A 17,160-nucleotide genomic window follows, 5' to 3' on the forward strand; every position below is an offset into this window, starting at 1 on the left:
ACCGGCCGTGACCTCACCGGCCACGGCCACCACCTCCCGCACCGGGCACGTCCTGCTCGCGCTGGCGGCCGTCGCGGTGGCCTTCGCAGCGGCGGACACCTACGTGGTCGTGCTCTCGCTTCCCGAGATGATGGCCTCGGCGGGGCTGAGCATCGACCAGCTCCAGCGCGCCGCCCCGATCATCTCCGGCTTCCTGCTCGGCTACGTCGCGATGCTGCCGCTCATCGGTCGGATCGCCGACGTCCGCGGGCGGCTCCCCGTGCTGGTCGGCTCGCTCCTCGTGTTCGCCTTCGGATCGTTGGTGACCGCCGCGTCCTACGATCTCGCCAGCCTGGTCGTCGGGCGCTTCCTGCAGGGTCTGGGTGGCGGCGGCCTGGTCCCGGTCACCCTCGCGCTGGTGGCCGACCTCTACCCCGTGGAGCGGCGCGGCGTGCCCCTCGGCGTCGTCGGCGCGGTCCAGGAGCTGGGCAGTGTGCTCGGGCCGCTCTACGGCGCGGCGGTGCTGGCCGTCGGTGGCTGGCGGGACATCTTCTGGATCAACCTCACCGTGGGCCTGGTGCTGGCCGCGGCGGTGGCCGCCACCCGCTCCGTCGGCCCGCCCGGCACCCCGGCATCCCCCGCCGGGCGACGTGGTCGCGTCGACATCGTCGGGCTCGTCCTGGGGGCGCTGGCGCTGGCCGGGATGCTGTTGGTGATGCGCCAGCCGACCGCCCTGGTCACCTCCGTGCGCTGGGGTGGCCCGTTCGTCCCCTTCACCGACGGCGGCTCCATCTGGATGTCCCCGATCGGCGTGGCCACGATCGCGCTGGCCGTCGTACTGCTCGGATGGCTCCTGGCCTCGCCGTGGTCGGCCGTCGACCGGCCCGCCTGGCGGCGGAGCCTGGCCGAGACCGATCTCGTCGGCGCCATGCTGCTGGCGGTGGCCCTCGCCGGCGTCATCCTGGCGTTCGCGACCGCGGACCCGCAGGTCCAGGTGTTCTCCGCGGCAGGTCCGTGGTACCTCGCCCTGGCCGCACTCTCCGCACTGGCTTTCTGGTGGCACAACCGTCGGGCCCGGCATGCCCTGGTGCCACGGGGCTCGTTGGCGCAGCGGCCCGCCTGGGGCGCGATCGTAGTCAGCTTCTTCATCGGGGCGGCACTGATCGCCGCACTCGTCGACATCCCGATCTTCGCCCGCGTGAGCGTGTACGGTGACTCCCAGGTGCGCGCCGCCCTGGTGTTGGTGGAGTTCCTGCTGGCACTTCCCGTGGGCGCTGTCCTTGGCGGGTTCCTGATCCGCCGGCTGCCCACAGGTGCGGTGACCGCAGTAGGCCTGCTGCTCTCGGCGGTCGGCTTCGAGCTGATGTCCCGCTGGGACGAGGACGCCCTGCACCATCCCAGCTCGAGCGTCGTGCTCGCGCTGACCGGCCTCGGCTTCGGGCTGGCACTCGCTCCGGTGAACGCCGCGCTGTTGGCCAGCACCGCCGCACGGGTGCACGGGGTGACGAGCGCGCTGCTGGTGGTGGCCCGAATGGTGGGAATGCTGGTCGGGATCTCGGCGCTGACCACGACCGGGCTGCACCGCTACTACGTCGTGCAGTCCGGCTTCCCCTCACCGGGTCGGGTCTGCGGTGACGGTCGGACCCGCTGCGACGCCTACACGGCCCTGCTGCAGCACGCCGGCATCGAGCAGCTGCAGACGGTCTTCGTGGGCGCCGGAGTGTGCGCAGCGGCCGCCGCCGTGCTCGCCTTGGCCACCTTCCGGGGCTCCGGGACCGGCGGCGCGACCCGCGCCGAGCTGCTACGGACGGTGAGTTGATGATCGAACCCGTCTGCAGCGACTCCTCGCTGGCCGCCGACGAGCCGCTGATCGGATCCGCTCCGCTCGCCCGGACCTGGCTCTGCCTGGAGCAGGGAGGCCCGTGGGGCGCGAAGGCGCTCACCGACTCGCACCTCGACCGCGTCCTCGGGGCTCGCATCGAGCAGGCGACCGCGACGCATGGGATCCGTCCGGCCCTCATCCGACGGCCGGGCCGGCACGCCGATGACCACCGCCGGCACAACCCGATGGTGCTGGTGGCCCATACCGACCCGGCGAATCCGTGGCTCCACGGCGGCCGGCTGGGCTCCCCCGAGCAAGTGCTCGAGCTCGACCTGGCCGCGATCGCTGCCGGTCAGCGCCCTGAGCAGCTCCCGGCGCTCACCGACGAGGTCCTGCTGGTCTGCACGAACGGCAGCCGCGACACGTGCTGTGCCCGGCTCGGCCGTCCGGTAGCGCTGGCCGCCGCCCACGCCCATCCCGGTCGGGTCTGGGAGGTGACGCACTCGTCGGGGCACCGGTTCGCGCCGACGACGGTGCTGCTGCCCTCCGGACACCTGCATGGGCGGCTGCTCGGCGCCGCCGACGTTCTGGCCGCCGCCGACCGGGGCACGCTCGTGCTGGACGGCTGGCGCGGACGGTCCACCTGGCCGGCCCAGGCGCAGGTGGCCGAGGAGCTGGTGCGTCGTGCCTCCGGGCTCACCGGCCTGCACGACCTCTCGGTGGCGGCGGACGACGACACGTGGCTGGTCACCGCGGCCGACGGACGACGCTGGCGCGTCCGCACGGAGACGGCGGTCTCCGGCGAACGCGCCGAGTCGTGCGGAAAGGAGCCGAAGCCGGTCAGGCGGGTGTCCGGCCAACTGGTCAGCTGACCCTCGCGCTTCGCCAAGGAGCTCAGTTGAGAGGCCCGCGTTCGAGTGAGCGCCGGCGCCCACTATCTTCGAAGTCGTGAACACCGACTTCGACGACGTGATGGCGGCCAACAGGAAGTTCGCCGAGACCTTCAGCCTCAGCGGCTTCGACGGGGTTGCCCATGCCGGGATCGCCCTGGTGACCTGCATGGACTCCCGCATCGACCCTCTCGGCATGCTCGGCCTGAAGCCGGGGGACGCCAAGATCTTTCGAAACCCCGGCGGCCGGGTGACCGACCAGGCACTCGAGGCCCTCGTCCTCGGCGTGCACCTGCTCAACGTCAAGCGGATCCTGGTGGTGCCGCACACCCGGTGCGCGATGTCCTCGTCCACTCTGGACGAGGTGCGCCAGAAGGTCGGCGCCTCAGCCGGCCAGGACGTCTCCTGGCAGACCTTCAGCATGGTCACCGACCAGGCCGCCGCACTGCGCGACGACGTGCACAAGGTCAAGGCCCATCCGCTCATCCCGGAGAGCGTCGCCGTGGGCGGCTTCCTCTACGACGTGGACTCCGGACTGCTCGAGCAGCTGGTCTGACCCTCTGTTCCGGAGCGCCGGGTCCCTGCCGCATCAGCCCAGGAGCGGACCCACCAGCGGAACGTAGCCGGAGGCCTGACCGGTGCGGTTCGGGTGGTACGACTCGCTGACCGGGTTCGACAGGCCGTTGAGCCATTCCGGATCGCCGCAGACCGCGTGACCGATGAACCGGCTGGTCGGGTTCGCGAAGGTGAACCCCCTGGCCGTCGCGGCCGCGGAGGTCTTGGAGTTCAGCAGGTCCGCGGTCTGGTTGAGCCGGCTCTCCTCGGTCGGGGAGAACCACGTGCCTGCGTTGCAGTCCTCGCCGTTGAACAGCCGCGGATAGCCGACCACGACGACCTTCGCGTTCGCTGCCTTGGCGCGGATCGCGGCGTAGAGCGTCGAGAGCCGGCCCGGCAGGGTGTTGGTGATGAAGGACTGTGCCTTGTCGATGGCTCCGTTGCAGTCGCTCATCCAGCCTGGCTCCGCACAGGTGGTGATGACGTTCGAGAATCCGGCGTCGTTACCGCCGACGGAGATGGTGACGTAGCGGGTGGTGCTGCTCAAGGTGCCGAGCTGGCCGCTGCTGACGGTGCTGGTGGTCGCGCCCGAGCAGGCCTGGAAGCTGAGCTGGTAGCCCTTGGCCTGCGCGACCAGGTAGGGGTAGGCGTAGGTGGACCGGTCGCACGACGTTCCGTCGTCGATGTAGGTCCGGGTGCCGACTCCCGAGGAGTACGAGTCACCCAGGGCGACGTACGACGGCCCGGTAGCGTGCGCCGGCACGGTCAGGAACGGCGAGAAGAGGATCGCGGCCGTCAGGGCGAGCGCTCCGGCCAGGGTCGTACGACGGTGCACCATGGGACTGGACCTCCGGGTTCGTCCCTCCCCGGGCCGCTGTGACCCGTGTCACACAGTGGTGGGTTCGGAGACTGTTGTCCAGCACCGGGCCGCTCAGCGTGTCAGCCGCCGGCCGAGGAACCGCAACTGCGCCGGGGCCATCCGACGCCAGAAGGACGCGTCGTGCGCGCCGGCCGGGAAGCCTCCTGCCGGGCGCGGACGCACCCGGGCGACGAAGTCATGGGTGGCTGCGTAGAACGGGTCCGAGGTGCCGCAGTCGACCCTCAGCGGCAGACCGCGCAGCCAGCCCGGGTGCGCGAAGACATCGTTGCGGTCGAAGTCGGCCGGGCCGTCGAACGCGCCCGGCGCGGTCGCTCCGGCCGAGGTGAACAGCGCCGGGCTGGACACCGCGACCGCCCCAGGGTGCAACAGGCGACGCCCGGCGATCAGCAGCGCGCCGTACCCGCCCATCGACCAGCCGTGGAGACCGAGCCGTCCGGTGTCCAGGCCGTGCCTGCGCAGCAACGGGAGGAACTCCTCAGCGACCATCGCGCCGGCGTCGGTGCCATCCGCGCGGCGGTGCCAGTAGCCGTGGTCCCCACCGTCGACCGAGGCGACGGCGAACGGTGGGGTGCCCGCGGTGACTACGCGGTCCAGCACCCCGGCGAGGCCGAGCTCGGTGAAGGCTGTGGTGTGGCTGCCGCCGCGTCCGTGCAGGCTGACCACCACCGGCAGCCGATCCCCCGGGCCGTGGCCGGGCGGATAGGCGACCGTCCAGCCCGTCATCGCACCCGCCATCAGGGCGGAGTGGAAGGAGCCGCTGACCGTGTGCGCACCGAGGTTGCCCGGGTCCGACCCGCACCCTGCGAGCAGCACGCCAGCGCCGGCGAGCAGGACCGCCCGCCGGCCCGGCGGATCAGGCATCGATGGCTTCGGCGTCGACCTCGTAGGCACCGGCGACGATGAACTCGCGTCGGGGCGCGACGTCGGAGCCCATCAGGAGCTCGAAGACGATCGCAGCGTCGGCGGCGTCGGCCGCGGTGATCCGGCGCAGTGTCCGGTGTCGCGGGTCCATCGTGGTCTCCGCGAGCTGGTGGGCGTCCATCTCACCGAGTCCCTTGTAGCGCTGGACCGGGTCCTTCCAACGCACGCCCTTCTTGGTCAGCTCGGCGAGCTTTCGCTGCAACTCGGGGTCGGAGTAGGTGTAGACGTACTTGTCCATCCCCTTCTTGGGGTTGGTCAGCTCGATCCGGTGCAGCGGCGGCACGGCGGTGAACACCCGCCCTGCCTCGACCAGGCCAGGCATGTACTTGAAGAACAGCGTCGCGAGCAGGCAGCGGATGTGCGCCCCGTCGGAGTCGGCGTCGGCCATGAAGATGATCCGCCCGTAGCGGGCCGCCTCGAGGTCGAAGGTCCGCCCGGACCCAGCCCCGACCACCTGGATGATCGAGGCACACTCTGCGTTCTTGAGCACGTCGGATACCGACGCCTTCTGCACGTTGAGGATCTTGCCGCGGATCGGCAACAGTGCCTGGAACTCGGAGTTGCGGGCCAGCTTCGCCGTGCCGAGCGCCGAATCGCCCTCGACGATGAACAGCTCGGACCGGTCGACGTCGTTGGACCGGCAGTCGGCGAGCTTCGCAGGTAGCGCCGAGGACTCGAGCGCGTTCTTTCGGCGTTGGTTGTCGCGTTGCTGACGGGCGACCTGACGGGTCTTGGCCGCGCCTGCGACCTTCTCCATCACCAGCTTCGCCTGCGCCTTCTCGCCGCGCTTCGTCGAGGTCAGGAAGCGCTTCAGCTCCGTGGTGACGACCTTGCGCACCGCGCCGCGCACCGCAGGCGTGCCCAGCACCTCCTTGGTCTGCCCCTCGAACTGCGGCTCCGCGAGCCGGACCGTGACGACCGCGGTCATCCCCTCCATCACGTCGTCCTTGGTGACGTCGGCGTCGTTGACCTTCAGGGCACGGCTGGCCCGCATCGCGTCGTTGAAGGTCTTGGTCAGCGCGGCTTCGAAGCCGGCCACGTGGGTCCCGCCTTTGGGAGTGGCGATCACGTTGACGAACGAGCGGACCTCCGTGTCGTAGCCGGTGCCCCACCGCACGGCCACGTCGACCCCCAGCTCGCGCTCGACGTCCTGCGGAGTCATGTGCCCCTTGTCATCGAGCAGCGGCACCGTCTCGGTGAAGGTGTCCGCGCCTTGCAGCCGGAGGACGTCGGTCACCGGCTCGTCTCCGGCGAGGAACTCGGCGAACTCCGCGATCCCGCCGTCGTGCTTGAAGCTCTCGGTCACCGGCTCGGACCCACGCAGATCGGTGATCGCCAGCTCGAGGCCGGGGACGATGAACGAGGTCTGCCGCGCCCTGTTGACCAGGCTGTCGAAGTCGAAGTCGGCGTCCTTGGTGAAGACCTGACGGTCGGGCCAGAACCGGACTCGGGTCCCGGTCGTGTTCTTGGCGACGCGCTTGCCCTTGCGCAGTCCGGACTGCGGGGTGAAGCCGGCCTCCGGCCCGTCGCCGTCGAAGACACCGGGGACGCCTCGCTGGAACGACATGTGGTGCACCGCCGACGAGCGGTCCACCTCGACGTCGAGGCGCCGCGAGAGCGCGTTGACGACCGAGGCGCCGACGCCGTGGAGCCCGCCGGTGGCGGTGTACGAGCCGCCGCCGAACTTCCCGCCCGCGTGCAGCTTGGTGTAGACCACCTCGACGCCGGAGAGCCCCGTCCGGGGCTCCTTGTCCACCGGGATCCCGCGAGCACGGTCGTGCACCTCGGCGGACCCGTCGGGGTGCAGCATGACGTCGATCCGGTCTCCGAACCCACCGAGCGCCTCGTCGACGGAGTTGTCGATGATCTCCCACAGGCAGTGCATCAGTCCGCGGGTGTCGGTGGAGCCGATGTACATCCCGGGCCGCTTGCGGACCGCCTCGAGCCCCTCCAGGACGAGGAGGTGCTGGGCGTTGTAGGTGTTGTCGATGGGTGGTCCCTCCCGGGTCGTACGGCGTGCAACGTGATGCTCGGCAAATCTACCGATCGGCACCCCCACCGCCGGCACCGACACCGCCCCGACCCGCCGCGACTCGCCGTACGGCGCTGGCGGGGGCCTCCACCCCCGGTGACCACCGATGTGGTCAACTGTCACGAACTGGGCACAACTGCCTGAGAAGGTTCGGGATTGGCCACCGTCCGGGCTGTGGAAAGGCAGACTCGTGGTCCGATCTGGATGATGGGATGACAGGTGTGGCCGGGCCCACGTGGACCGGAGGCAGACAGGGGAATCCTTTTGCCACCACAATCGTTGTGCCTGACACGAGAAAGGTGAGGAGGCACCCAGTGAGCACTGCAACCGCCCCGAGTGCCACGCCGCTGACGGCAGTGGACCGTTGTGACCGATGCGGAGCGCAGGCCTACCTGCGCGTACAGCTGCAGGCCGGCGGTGAGCTGCTGTTCTGCGCTCACCACGCCCGCGAGCACGGTGAGAAGCTGCGCGAGATCGCGGCGTACTTCCACGACGAGACCGACAAGCTCTCCGACAAGCCGACGATCGCCCCCGACGACGTGCACTGAGACGCTGGCGCGATCCTGACGGCCCCGGTCCTGTGACCGGGGCCGTCGGCTTTGCCGAGGCACCGGCCGGCATCCGCGTGGTATCGCGATCGGCCACAGAGATGAGGGGTGAGGTGTGAGCGGGCTCGAGATCGTGCTGGCCGTCGTCATCGCCCTCGGCGTCGTCGGCGTGGTCGTCCCCCTGGTTCCAGGCGACTGGCTCGTGCTCCTGGCGATCCTCGTCTGGGCCGTCGATCGCGGCAGCGTGCTGGCATGGGTGGTGCTCGCGGTCGCCGCGGCGCTTGTCGTGACCGGTGCGATCGTGAAGTACGCCGTACCGGGACGCCGACTCAAGCTCGCCGGTGTGCCTGGCTCGACCCTGGTGGTCGGTGGTGCGGCGGCCGTGGTCGGGTTCTTCGTGGTGCCGGTGGTCGGTCTCGTCCTTGGTTTCCTCGTCGGCATCTACCTCGCCGAGTGGCGAAGGCTCCGCGACCGTCGCGCGGCCTGGCCGGCGACCGTGCACGCGGTCAAGGCCGTCGGTCTGGGCATCCTGATCGAGCTGACCTTCGCGCTGCTGGCCGCACTGACGTGGGTGATCGGCGTGGTGCTGACGTGATCGCCGTCCTGCTCGCCCTGGCGGCCGCCCTCAGCTACGGCTTCTCCGACTTCTTCGGCGGGATCGTCGGCAAGCGGGTCTCCCCGTGGAGCGTGGCCGTCACCGCCGGACTCGGCGGCGGTGCGTTGCTCGCCGTCCTCGCCCCGACCGGTCCCGGTGACCCCGGCGACGCCGACCTCGTGTGGGGGGCGGTGGCAGGCGTCGGCAACGGATTCGGTACGGCGTTCCTCTACCGCGGTCTGGCCTCGGGTCGGATGGGCGTGGTGGCCCCGGTCAGCGGGGTGACCGCGGCCGTGCTGCCGGTCATCGTGGGGGTGCTCTCCGGCGAGCGGCCGGCGTCGCTGGTGTGGGCCGGGATCCTGGTCGCGCTCCCTGCGATCTGGCTGGTGGCTCGCGAGCCCACGGCCGGGAAGGTCAGCGGGACGGGCAGCGGACCGGGCAGCGGAGCGGCCGACGGCGTGCTCGCGGGCGTCGGGTTCGGTGGGTTGTTCTCCGCGCTGGCGCAGGTGCCCGACTCGGCCGGCTACTGGCCGCTGGCGATCAACCAACTGGTCGGAGTGGCGGTCATCGTCCTGATCGCCACCGCGCTGCGCACGCAGTGGGTCCCGCGTGTGCCGATCGCCTGGGCCGGTGCCGGCTCCGGAGCCCTGGGGGGCCTGGCCACCCTGGCGTTCCTGGTGTCCACCCACCACGGCCTGTTGACCGTGACCGCGGTGCTCACCTCCCTCTATCCCGGCGCCACGGTGGTGCTCGCCGCCGCCGTCCTCAAGGAGCACGTGCACCGCACCCAGCTCGCCGGCCTGGCGATGTGCGCGGTCACCGTGGTGTGCGTGGCTCTCGGATGAGACCGACGTTTCACCGTTCTGCACCGAGACGCAGGTCGCGGACCCTACGATCCGGACCATGCGCTCTCGGATTCCCCACCTGCTTCTGGTTGCCGTCCTCGCCACCCTCGCCGCCGTTCTGACGGTCGCGCCCGCCGATGCCGCAGCACGGGTGCAGCACGACACCCGAGGCGACGCCCCGGCGAAGTACGACGTCGTCCGGGTCGGCTACCACAACGGTGCGCGTCGGTTCCGCGGCACCATCGACCTCCGTCACCTGACGCAACAGCGGACCGCGCTGGTGCTCAGCCTCAAGGACGGCGCGGGCAACCGCTACTTCACCACGGCGGTGCGCAAGCCCGGCGGCATCGAGCACCGGCACTTCCTCATGTTTCCGCACCACTTCGACGCGGACACCGTGCCGGCCCTCGGCTGCAAGGGCCTGTCGGTGCGCTGGCGGACCGCCCGCAGCACCGTCACGGTGACCATCCCCCGTGCCTGCCTGCGTGACGCGAAGGGACTCACAGCCGTGCTGCGCACTGGAGACCCCCGCGCGGAGCGGGCCGCCGACCGGACCGCGAGGGCCTTCGTCCGGTACCGCTGAGCAGTCGCCCACCCAGCGCGGGGCCGGAGTGGCCGGGGTGCGTCACTCCCAGAAGATGCGGTCCACGACCGCTCGGGCGCGACGCGCCGTACGCAGATAGTCGTTGAGCATCGTGTCGGTCTCCCCCGGCTCGTACTGCAGCACCGCGGCCACCGCGGCGCGCTCGCGCGTGTCGCGCGGCAGTTGATCGGTGGACCGGCCGCGCACCTGAACGGTCGCGTTGCGCGCCCGGCTGGCCAGCAGCCAGGCGTCGCGGAGCGCGTCCGCGTCCTCGGGGTCGAGCAGCTCGTGCTCCACCGCAACATCGAGGGCAGCCAGGGTCTTGGTGGTGCGCAGCGCGAGGATCCGGCCGGCATGCCGCATCTGCAGCAGTTGCACAGTCCACTCGATGTCGCTCAACCCGCCCGGGCCGAGCTTGAAGTGGGTCGCGGGATCGGCTCCCCGCGGCAGCCGCTCGGAGTCGACCCGCGCCTTGATCCGGCGGACCTCGCGGACGTCGTCTTCGGCCAGCCCCGTCTCGGGGAACCGGAGCGGGTCGATCAGCGCAGCGAACCGGTCCCGAAGACCCTGGTCGCCCACCACGGGGGCTGCCCGGAGCAGGGCCTGCGCCTCCCACACCGCCGACCACTTGGCGTAGTAGCCGGCATAGGAGTCCAGGCTGCGCACCAGCGGACCCTGGCGGCCCTCCGGCCGGAGACCGGCATCGACCTCGAGTGCGGGGTCGGTGGCGGGCCGGGCCAGAAGCGTCCGCAGGTCATTGGCAGCGGTCTGCGCCATGGATGCAGCCACCTGCGGGTCGGCGCCCGGCAGCGGATCGTGCACGAACATCACGTCGGCGTCGCTGCCGTAGCCGAGCTCGAAGCCGCCGTACCGGCCCATCGCGACGATCGCCATCCGGGTGGGCATCGGGGTGTCGCGCTCGGTCTCCACCCTGCGGATCACCGCGGCGAGAGCCGCTTCGAGGGTGGCGCTGGTCAGGTCGGTCAGCGCATAGCCCACCTCGGCGACCCCGAAAGGGACGCACAGGTCCGCGACGCTGATCCGGAGCAGCTCCCGGCGCCGGATCGCCCGGATCGCCAGGACCGCCTCGGTCACCTCGGTACGACGCTCTGCGCCGGCCAGCATCTCCGCCTGTACCGCAACGCGACCCAACGGCTCGAGTCGCTCGTCCTGGCCGAGGATCGCGACCCCCTCGGGCTCGCGTTGCAGCAGGTCGGTGGCGTAGCGGGAGGTGGCCAGCACCTGTGCCATCCGTTGGGCTGCCTGGCCCTCGTCGCGCAGCAACCGGAGGTACCAGGGCGTCGCCCCCAGCGCCTCGGAGATCCTGCGGAAGCCCAGCAGACCGGCATCCGGGTCGGGCGCATCCGCGAACCACTCGAGCATCGCCGGGAGCAGGGTCCGCTGGATCGACGAGGTCCGGCTGACCCCGGCGGTCAGGGCCTCCAGGTGACGCAGTGCCGCGTCGGGGTCGGCGTACCCCAGCGCGGCGAGCCGTGCCTTCGCCGCCGCCGGGGTGAGCCGGGCCTGGTCGCCGCTGATCCGAGCGACCGCGGTCAGCAGCGGACGGTAGAAGAGCTTCTCGTGCAGCCGGCGTACCTCCCGGCGGTGGTAGCGCCACGCCTCGTCGAGCTGGGCGACCGGGTCACGGAAGTAGCCCAGCGACCGGCCCAGGCGACGCAGCGCCTCCTTGTCGTCGGGCACGACGTGGGTCCGGTGCAGCCGGTGCAGCTGGATCCGGTGCTCCAGGGTGCGCAAGAAGGCGTAGGCGTCGTGTAGGGCGGCGCCGTCCTCCCGACCTACATAGCCTCCCTCGGTCAGCCGGGCGAGGGCGGACAGCGTGGCCGGCGGACGAACCCGCTCGTCGGTCCGACCGTGCACCAGTTGGAGCAGCTGGACGGCGAACTCGACGTCGCGCAGCCCGCCGGACCCCAGCTTGAGCTGACGCTCGGCCTCTCCGGCCGGGATGTTCTCGAGCACTCGCCGGCGCATCGCCTGGACGTCGGCCACGAACCCGTCACGACCAGCGGCGGACCACACCATCGGGGCGATCGTCGCGCAGTACTCCTCCCCCAGCTCCAGGTCGCCGGCCACCGGCCGTGCCTTGAGCAGCGCCTGGAACTCCCAGGTCTTGGCCCACCGCTCGTAGTAGGCACGGTGGCTGGCGATGGTGCGCACCAGCGGGCCGGACTTCCCCTCCGGACGCAGGTTGGCGTCGACAGGCCAGATCGTGCCCTCACCGGTGTGGTCGGAGCAGACCTGGATCAGGTTGCTTGCCAGCTGCGTGGCCACCCGCAGTGCCTCGTGCTCGTCGTGCCCGGGCACCGGCTCGGCAACGAAGATCACGTCGACATCGCTGACGTAGTTGAGCTCGTGGCCACCGCACTTGCCCATCGCGATCACCGCGAGGCGGCAGCACGCGATGGGGTCGACCCCGACCCGCGCGCGGGCGACCGCGAGCGCCGCCTCGAGGGTGCCGGCGGCCAAGTCTGACAGCTCGGCAGCCGCGTCGTCGACCGCGAGAGCGTGGGCCAGATCGCGCGAGGCGAGCCGGAGCAGGATGCGCCGATACTCGACGCGCAGGGCGTCGACAGCGGCGGCATCCTCGAGCGTCGCCACCGGGTGGGCCGCATCCGGGTCAGCACCGACGCACTCCAGCAGTCGCCTCCGCATCGCGTACGCCGGCGGCCGGGTGGACCCGAGGCTCGGGTCGGCCAGCTCGTGCCACTGGTCGGGGTGCCGGATCAGGTGCTGGGCGAGCGCCGGGCTCGCCCCCAGCACGCACAGCAGCCGCATCGCCGTGCCCTCGTCGTAGGCGACCTCCTCCAGGAGCGCGTCCCGGTCCGCGACCACGTCGGCGAGGTCCACCAGCGACGCCAGGGCCTGGTCGGGGTCCGCCGTCCGCGCCAGCAGCGCGGGCAGCGGGGCGGGGTCGGCGCCGAGCTGTGCCAGCCGCGCGGCGCTCGCGTCGGGGTCGACGAAGCCGAGCCGGACCAGCTGGCTGCGCGTCGAGTCGCTCCTCGGGCTCACCGTTGCGTCCACTCGGGGTCAGAGCACCGGCAGCATCCGGTCGCGCTCGAAGGCTGAGACCTGCCCGCGGTACTCCTCCCACTCCGCGTGCTTGTTGCGCAGGAAGAACTCGTAGACGTGCTCCCCCAGCGTCTCGGCGAGCAGCTCGGAGCGCTCCGCGATCGCGATGGCGTCGTGCAGGCTCTTGGGCAGCTGCTCGAGGCCCAGCGCCTTGCGCTCCCGGTCGGTCAGCGACCAGACGTCGTCCTCGGCCTCGCGGGGCAGGTCATAGGCCTCCTCGATCCCCTTCATGCCGGCCGCCAGCATCACCGCGAACGCGAGATAGGGATTGCAGGCGGCGTCGACGGTGCGCAGCTCGATGCGCGTGGACTGGCCCTTGTTGGGCTTGTACATCGGCACCCGCACCATCGCCGAGCGGTTGTTGTGGCCCCAGCAGATGTACGACGGGGCCTCGCCACCGCCGATCAGCCGCTTGTAGGAGTTGACCCACTGGTTGGTGACGCAGGTGATCTCGGCGGCGTGCCGCAGGATGCCGGCGATGAAGGAGCGTGCGGTCTTCGACAGCTGGTACTCGGCTCCAGCCTCGAAGAACGCGTTGCGATCGCCCTCGAACAGCGACACGTGGGTGTGCATCCCCGAGCCCGGATGGGTGGTGAACGGCTTGGGCATGAAGCTGGCCCAGACGCCCTGGCTCAGCGCGACCTCGCGAACGACGGTGCGGAAGGTCATCACGTTGTCGGCGGTGGACAGTGCGTCGGCGTACCGCAGGTCGATCTCCTGCTGACCGGGCCCGCCCTCGTGGTGGCTGAACTCCACCGAGATGCCCATCGCCTCGAGCATGCTGATCGCCTCGCGGCGGAAGTCCGACCCCATCGACTGCGCGGTGTGGTCGAAGTAGCCGCTGCGGTCGACGGGCACCGGCTCGTCACCGCTCTTGGGCTTGCCCTTGAACAGATAGAACTCGACCTCGGGGTGGGTGTAGAAGGTGAACCCCTTCTCGGCCGCCGATTGCAAGGTGCGCTTGAGCACGTAGCGCGGGTCGGCGTACGACGGCGAGCCGTCCGGCATCGCGATGTCGCAGAACATCCGCGCGGTCGCCGGGGTCTCGCCTCGCCACGGCAGGATCTGGAACGTCGACGGGTCGGGCCTGGCCAACATGTCCGCCTCGGTGACGCGGGCGAACCCCTCGATGGCGGAGCCGTCGAACCCGATGCCCTCGCTGAACGCGTTCTCCAGCTCGGCCGGTGCGATCGCCACCGACTTGAGGTAGCCGAGCACATCGGTGAACCACAGCCGCACGAACCGTACGTCGCGCTCCTCGAGCGCCCGGAGCACGAAGTCTTCCTGCTTGCCCATGAGGGCCACTATGGCGCATCCGTGTTTCGTCGAGGTGACATCCCGCACGGCGGAGTGCGGCGAGGTTGAGCAGAACGAGCAGAAGCGCGCGCAAAGGTGAAAAGTCGCAATGCCCGCTAAACGGATCTCGTCCCCGCGCCACTGCCTACGGTCGTCCCACCCCCGACCGAGACCCACGTCACACGGAGACGATCATGATCCATCACAGGAAACGCGAGGAAGCTCCCTCGCCCATGGATGCGACCCGACAGGGCCGCATCCAGATCAGCCATCTGACCAAGCAGTTCGTCACCCCGACCGGCGCGCCCTTCACCGCGATCAAGGACGTCAGCTTCACGATCGAGCCCGGCCAGTTCTGCGCGATCGTCGGACCGACCGGGTGCGGGAAGTCGACGACCCTCGCACAGGTATCCGGGCTGGCCCGGCCGAACGGTGGATCGGTCCGTGTCGACGACCGAGCCGTCGACGGCATCACCAGCGGCGTGAGCTACATGTTCCAGGCCGACGCGCTCTTCCCCTGGAAGACCGTTCTGGGCAACGTCATGATCGGGCCGGTCCTGAACGGGATGCCCAAGAAGGACGCCACCACGCTGGCCATGGACTGGCTACGCCGGGTCGGTCTCGCCGGGTTCGAGAACAACTACCCGCACCAGCTCTCCGGCGGAATGCGCAAGCGCGTCGCCATGGCCGCCGCGTTGATCAACTCTCCACGGATCTTGTTGATGGACGAGCCCTTCGGCGCCCTCGACGTCCAGACCAAGGCGATCATGCAGGGCGAGCTGCTCGGCCTGTGGGAGCAGATGCGGCCGTCGGTGCTGTTCATCACCCACGACCTGGACGAGGCGGTGGCGCTCGCCGACAAGGTGCTCGTGATGACGAGCAGTCCGGGCTCGATCAAGGAGACGTTCGACATCGACCTCCCCCGCCCCCGAGGGTCGATCCAGGACATCCGCCACGAGCCGCGGTTCCTCGAGCTGCAGGGACGGATCTGGACATCCCTGAAGGACGAGGTCGAGCGCGCCTACGCGCAGACGGCAGGTGCGGCATGAGCACGATGGTCACCGAGATCACCGATGGCACCGACCTCACCGGCTCCGAGTCCGAGCTGGGCCGGCGCGCGCGCGTCTACCGCCGGCGTCGCAAGGCGTGGCTCTGGATCGCCCGGATCGCCTTCGCAGTGTTCGTCATCGGCGGATGGCAGCTGTTCACGACGATCGGTTGGGTCGACCCGTTCTTCTTCGGCAAGCCCTCGCTGATCTGGCAGTCGCTGGTCCACCTCTTCACCCAGGGCACCGCGTTCGGCTCCATCTGGACCGACATCGGCGTGACCCTGCGCGAGGCGGTCTACGGCTTCTTCCTCGGGGCGCTGACCGGCGTCGTGCTCGGCCTGGTGCTCGGCCAGATCCGATTCCTCTCCGACGTGCTCAGCCCGTACATCAAGATCGTCAACGCGATCCCCCGAATCATCCTCGGGTCGATCTTCCTGGTCGCCTTCGGGCTGGGCACCTTCCCCAAGGTGCTGCTGGCCGCTGTCCTGGTCTTCTTCATCGTGTTCTTCAACGCCTTCCAGGGCGTGCGCGAGGTGGACCCGAACCTGGTGGCGAACGTCCGCGTGCTCGGCGCCTCGCCACTGCAGGTAGCACGGCACGTGACCATCCCCTCGGCGCTGACCTGGATCATCGCCAGTCTCCACACGGCCTTCGGATTCGCGATCATCGGCGCCCTCGTCGCCGAGGTCCTCGGCTCCCAGCGGGGCATCGGCCTGGTCATCGTGCAGGCTCAGGGACGCCTCGATGCGAACACCGTGTTCGCCGGAATGGCGATCATGTGCGCGATCACCCTCGTCGCTGAGTTCCTGCTGACGTTGCTGGAGAAGCGAGTGCTGTCCTGGCGGCCTCCCAGCCAGTCCGAGGCCGAGCAGGTCAGCCAGATGTCGGCCCTGCCGTAGGCCGTACCGCTCGACCATCTCGGGGCCTTCCGATCCCAACCATCCGCACCACCCCCACAGAAAGAAGGACAGTCATGCTCAAACGCACCCTCACCGCGGCCACCATCGGGGCGCTCGCCCTCGGCGTCGCGGGCTGCGGGAACTCGGCCGCACCGGACGCGCAGGGCGGCGGCAGCTCCGCCGGCACGCCGACGGTCTCCCTCATGGTCGGCGGAATCGACAAGCAGATCTACCTGCCCTACCAGCTCGCCCAGAACCTGGGCCTCTACAAGAAGTACGGCGTCAACGTGAAGCTCTCCACCGAGGTCAACGGGGGCGTCGGGGCCGAGGATGCGATGGCCTCGGGCCAGGTGGACATGGCAGGCGCGTGGTACATCCACACGATCGACTTCCAGTCCAAGGGCAAGGCTGTCGAAGGAATCGTCCAGCTCTCCGGTGCCCCCGGCGAGCGGGAGATGTGCGGCACCAACAGCGGCGTGCACTCCGCGGCCGACTTCAAGGGCAAGACCCTGGGTGTCACCGACCTGGGCTCAGGCACCGATGAGCTCACCCAGTTCATGGCCGCACAGCACGGGATCTCGCACTCGCAGTACCACACCCTGGCAGTGGGCGCGGGTGCGACGGCGATCACCGCGATCCAGCGCGGCACGGCGCAGTGTGTGATGACCACCCAGCCGACGGTGGGTGCCTTGGAGACCAAGCACCTGGCCTACCCGGCGATCAACCTGGCCACCACCCAGGGAGCCCAGCAGGCCCTCGGTGGTGCCTGGCCCGCGGCAACCGTGCTGGCGCAGACCTCCTGGGTCAACTCCCACAAGGCCACCGTGCAGAAGGTGGTCGACGCGCTGGTGGCGACCATGCACTGGATCCACTCCCACACCGCCGCACAGATCGCCGCGAAGATGCCGCCGGACTACGTGCAGAACTCCACGATCAGCAAGGCGCAGTACGTCGCGGGGCTGAAGACCGACAAGGACCAGTTCCTCCCCGACGGGATCATGCCCGCCGGCGGCCCCAAGATCGTCTACGCGATGGAGAAGGCGATCGGTGTCGACGTGTCCCATGTGAAGATCGCCAACACCTTCACCAATGAGTTCGCCGTCAAGGCCAACAAGCTGGAGGGCACGTCGATGACCACCACTCCGGCCGGCCCCAACGGCTGACCCCTCTGGGGGACGA

Annotated in this window: 15 protein-coding genes; 10 read left to right on the top strand and 5 right to left on the bottom strand. The window is 70.2% G+C overall.

Going from position 1 to position 17,160, the window contains the following annotated elements:
- The first annotated feature begins 7 nt into the window (after window positions 1-7).
- From Q9R13_RS04040 to Q9R13_RS04050, 3 genes are all read left to right on the top strand, one after another.
- Window positions 8-1,798 carry an MFS transporter gene (locus Q9R13_RS04040; RefSeq protein WP_310963795.1) on the top strand — a complete coding sequence of 597 codons (1,791 nt, stop codon included), beginning with the start codon at window positions 8-10 and terminating at the stop codon, window positions 1,796-1,798.
- A complete protein-coding gene (locus Q9R13_RS04045; protein ID WP_310963796.1) occupies window positions 1,798-2,673 on the top strand; it encodes a sucrase ferredoxin in 876 nt (291 codons plus the stop codon). Before Q9R13_RS04040 ends, Q9R13_RS04045 begins: the two co-directional genes overlap by 1 nt.
- Before the next feature lie 76 nt (window positions 2,674-2,749).
- Window positions 2,750-3,247, top strand: a complete 498-nt coding sequence (locus tag Q9R13_RS04050) for a beta-class carbonic anhydrase (RefSeq protein ID WP_310963798.1) — start codon at window positions 2,750-2,752, stop codon at window positions 3,245-3,247.
- Between the two features lie 33 nt (window positions 3,248-3,280).
- Here the strand turns inward: Q9R13_RS04050 and Q9R13_RS04055 are convergent, their stop codons facing one another.
- The 3 genes from Q9R13_RS04055 to Q9R13_RS04065 form a co-directional block, all read right to left on the bottom strand.
- Entirely contained in the window at window positions 3,281-4,084 is an 804-nt protein-coding gene (locus tag Q9R13_RS04055; protein WP_310963799.1) for an SGNH/GDSL hydrolase family protein, read from the bottom strand.
- Window positions 4,085-4,177: 93 nt separating this feature from the next.
- Window positions 4,178-4,987, bottom strand: coding sequence for an alpha/beta hydrolase (locus tag Q9R13_RS04060; RefSeq protein ID WP_310963800.1), 810 nt, complete (start codon window positions 4,985-4,987; stop codon window positions 4,178-4,180).
- The gene (locus tag Q9R13_RS04065) at window positions 4,980-7,121 is read right to left on the bottom strand and encodes a DNA gyrase/topoisomerase IV subunit B (protein WP_397218963.1); all 2,142 of its coding nucleotides are present in this window, start codon (window positions 7,119-7,121) and stop codon (window positions 4,980-4,982) included. The genes Q9R13_RS04060 and Q9R13_RS04065 overlap by 8 nt, the downstream gene beginning before the upstream one ends.
- A 272-nt stretch (window positions 7,122-7,393) precedes the next feature.
- On the opposite strand from Q9R13_RS04065, the gene Q9R13_RS04070 reads away from it, so the two are divergent.
- The 4 genes from Q9R13_RS04070 (at window position 7,394) to Q9R13_RS04085 (ending at window position 9,650) form a co-directional block, all read left to right on the top strand.
- Complete coding sequence (locus tag Q9R13_RS04070) at window positions 7,394-7,627, top strand: DUF7455 domain-containing protein (protein ID WP_310963802.1); 234 nt, start codon at window positions 7,394-7,396, stop codon at window positions 7,625-7,627.
- A gap of 115 nt (window positions 7,628-7,742) precedes the next feature.
- A complete protein-coding gene (locus Q9R13_RS04075) occupies window positions 7,743-8,222 on the top strand; it encodes a DUF456 domain-containing protein (RefSeq protein ID WP_310963803.1) in 480 nt (159 codons plus the stop codon).
- On the top strand, window positions 8,195-9,067 hold the full coding sequence (locus tag Q9R13_RS04080) for an EamA family transporter (RefSeq protein WP_310963805.1): 873 nt from the start codon (window positions 8,195-8,197) through the stop codon (window positions 9,065-9,067). The genes Q9R13_RS04075 and Q9R13_RS04080 overlap by 28 nt, the downstream gene beginning before the upstream one ends.
- A 58-nt stretch (window positions 9,068-9,125) precedes the next feature.
- The gene (locus tag Q9R13_RS04085) at window positions 9,126-9,650 is read left to right on the top strand and encodes a hypothetical protein (protein ID WP_310963806.1); all 525 of its coding nucleotides are present in this window, start codon (window positions 9,126-9,128) and stop codon (window positions 9,648-9,650) included.
- Window positions 9,651-9,692: 42 nt separating this feature from the next.
- On the opposite strand, the gene Q9R13_RS04090 is transcribed toward Q9R13_RS04085, so the two are convergent.
- Entirely contained in the window at window positions 9,693-12,677 is a 2,985-nt protein-coding gene (locus Q9R13_RS04090; protein WP_310963807.1) for a bifunctional [glutamine synthetase] adenylyltransferase/[glutamine synthetase]-adenylyl-L-tyrosine phosphorylase, read from the bottom strand.
- A gap of 18 nt (window positions 12,678-12,695) precedes the next feature.
- Window positions 12,696-14,033 (bottom strand): glutamine synthetase family protein, encoded by a 1,338-nt coding sequence (locus Q9R13_RS04095; protein WP_310963808.1) that lies wholly within the window; start codon window positions 14,031-14,033, stop codon window positions 12,696-12,698.
- Window positions 14,034-14,266: 233 nt separating this feature from the next.
- Between Q9R13_RS04095 and Q9R13_RS04100 the strand changes: the two genes are divergently transcribed.
- The 3 genes from Q9R13_RS04100 (at window position 14,267) to Q9R13_RS04110 (ending at window position 17,144) form a co-directional block, all read left to right on the top strand.
- Window positions 14,267-15,082, top strand: a complete 816-nt coding sequence (locus Q9R13_RS04100; RefSeq protein WP_310963809.1) for an ABC transporter ATP-binding protein — start codon at window positions 14,267-14,269, stop codon at window positions 15,080-15,082.
- Window positions 15,079-15,981, top strand: a complete 903-nt coding sequence (locus Q9R13_RS04105; protein WP_310963810.1) for an ABC transporter permease — start codon at window positions 15,079-15,081, stop codon at window positions 15,979-15,981. The genes Q9R13_RS04100 and Q9R13_RS04105 overlap by 4 nt, the downstream gene beginning before the upstream one ends.
- A gap of 74 nt (window positions 15,982-16,055) precedes the next feature.
- Complete coding sequence (locus Q9R13_RS04110) at window positions 16,056-17,144, top strand: ABC transporter substrate-binding protein (RefSeq protein WP_310963811.1); 1,089 nt, start codon at window positions 16,056-16,058, stop codon at window positions 17,142-17,144.
- Window positions 17,145-17,160 lie beyond the last annotated feature (16 nt).

It is taken from the genome of Nocardioides marmorisolisilvae, from assembly GCF_031656915.1.
GTDB lineage: Bacteria > Actinomycetota > Actinomycetes > Propionibacteriales > Nocardioidaceae > Marmoricola > Marmoricola terrisoli.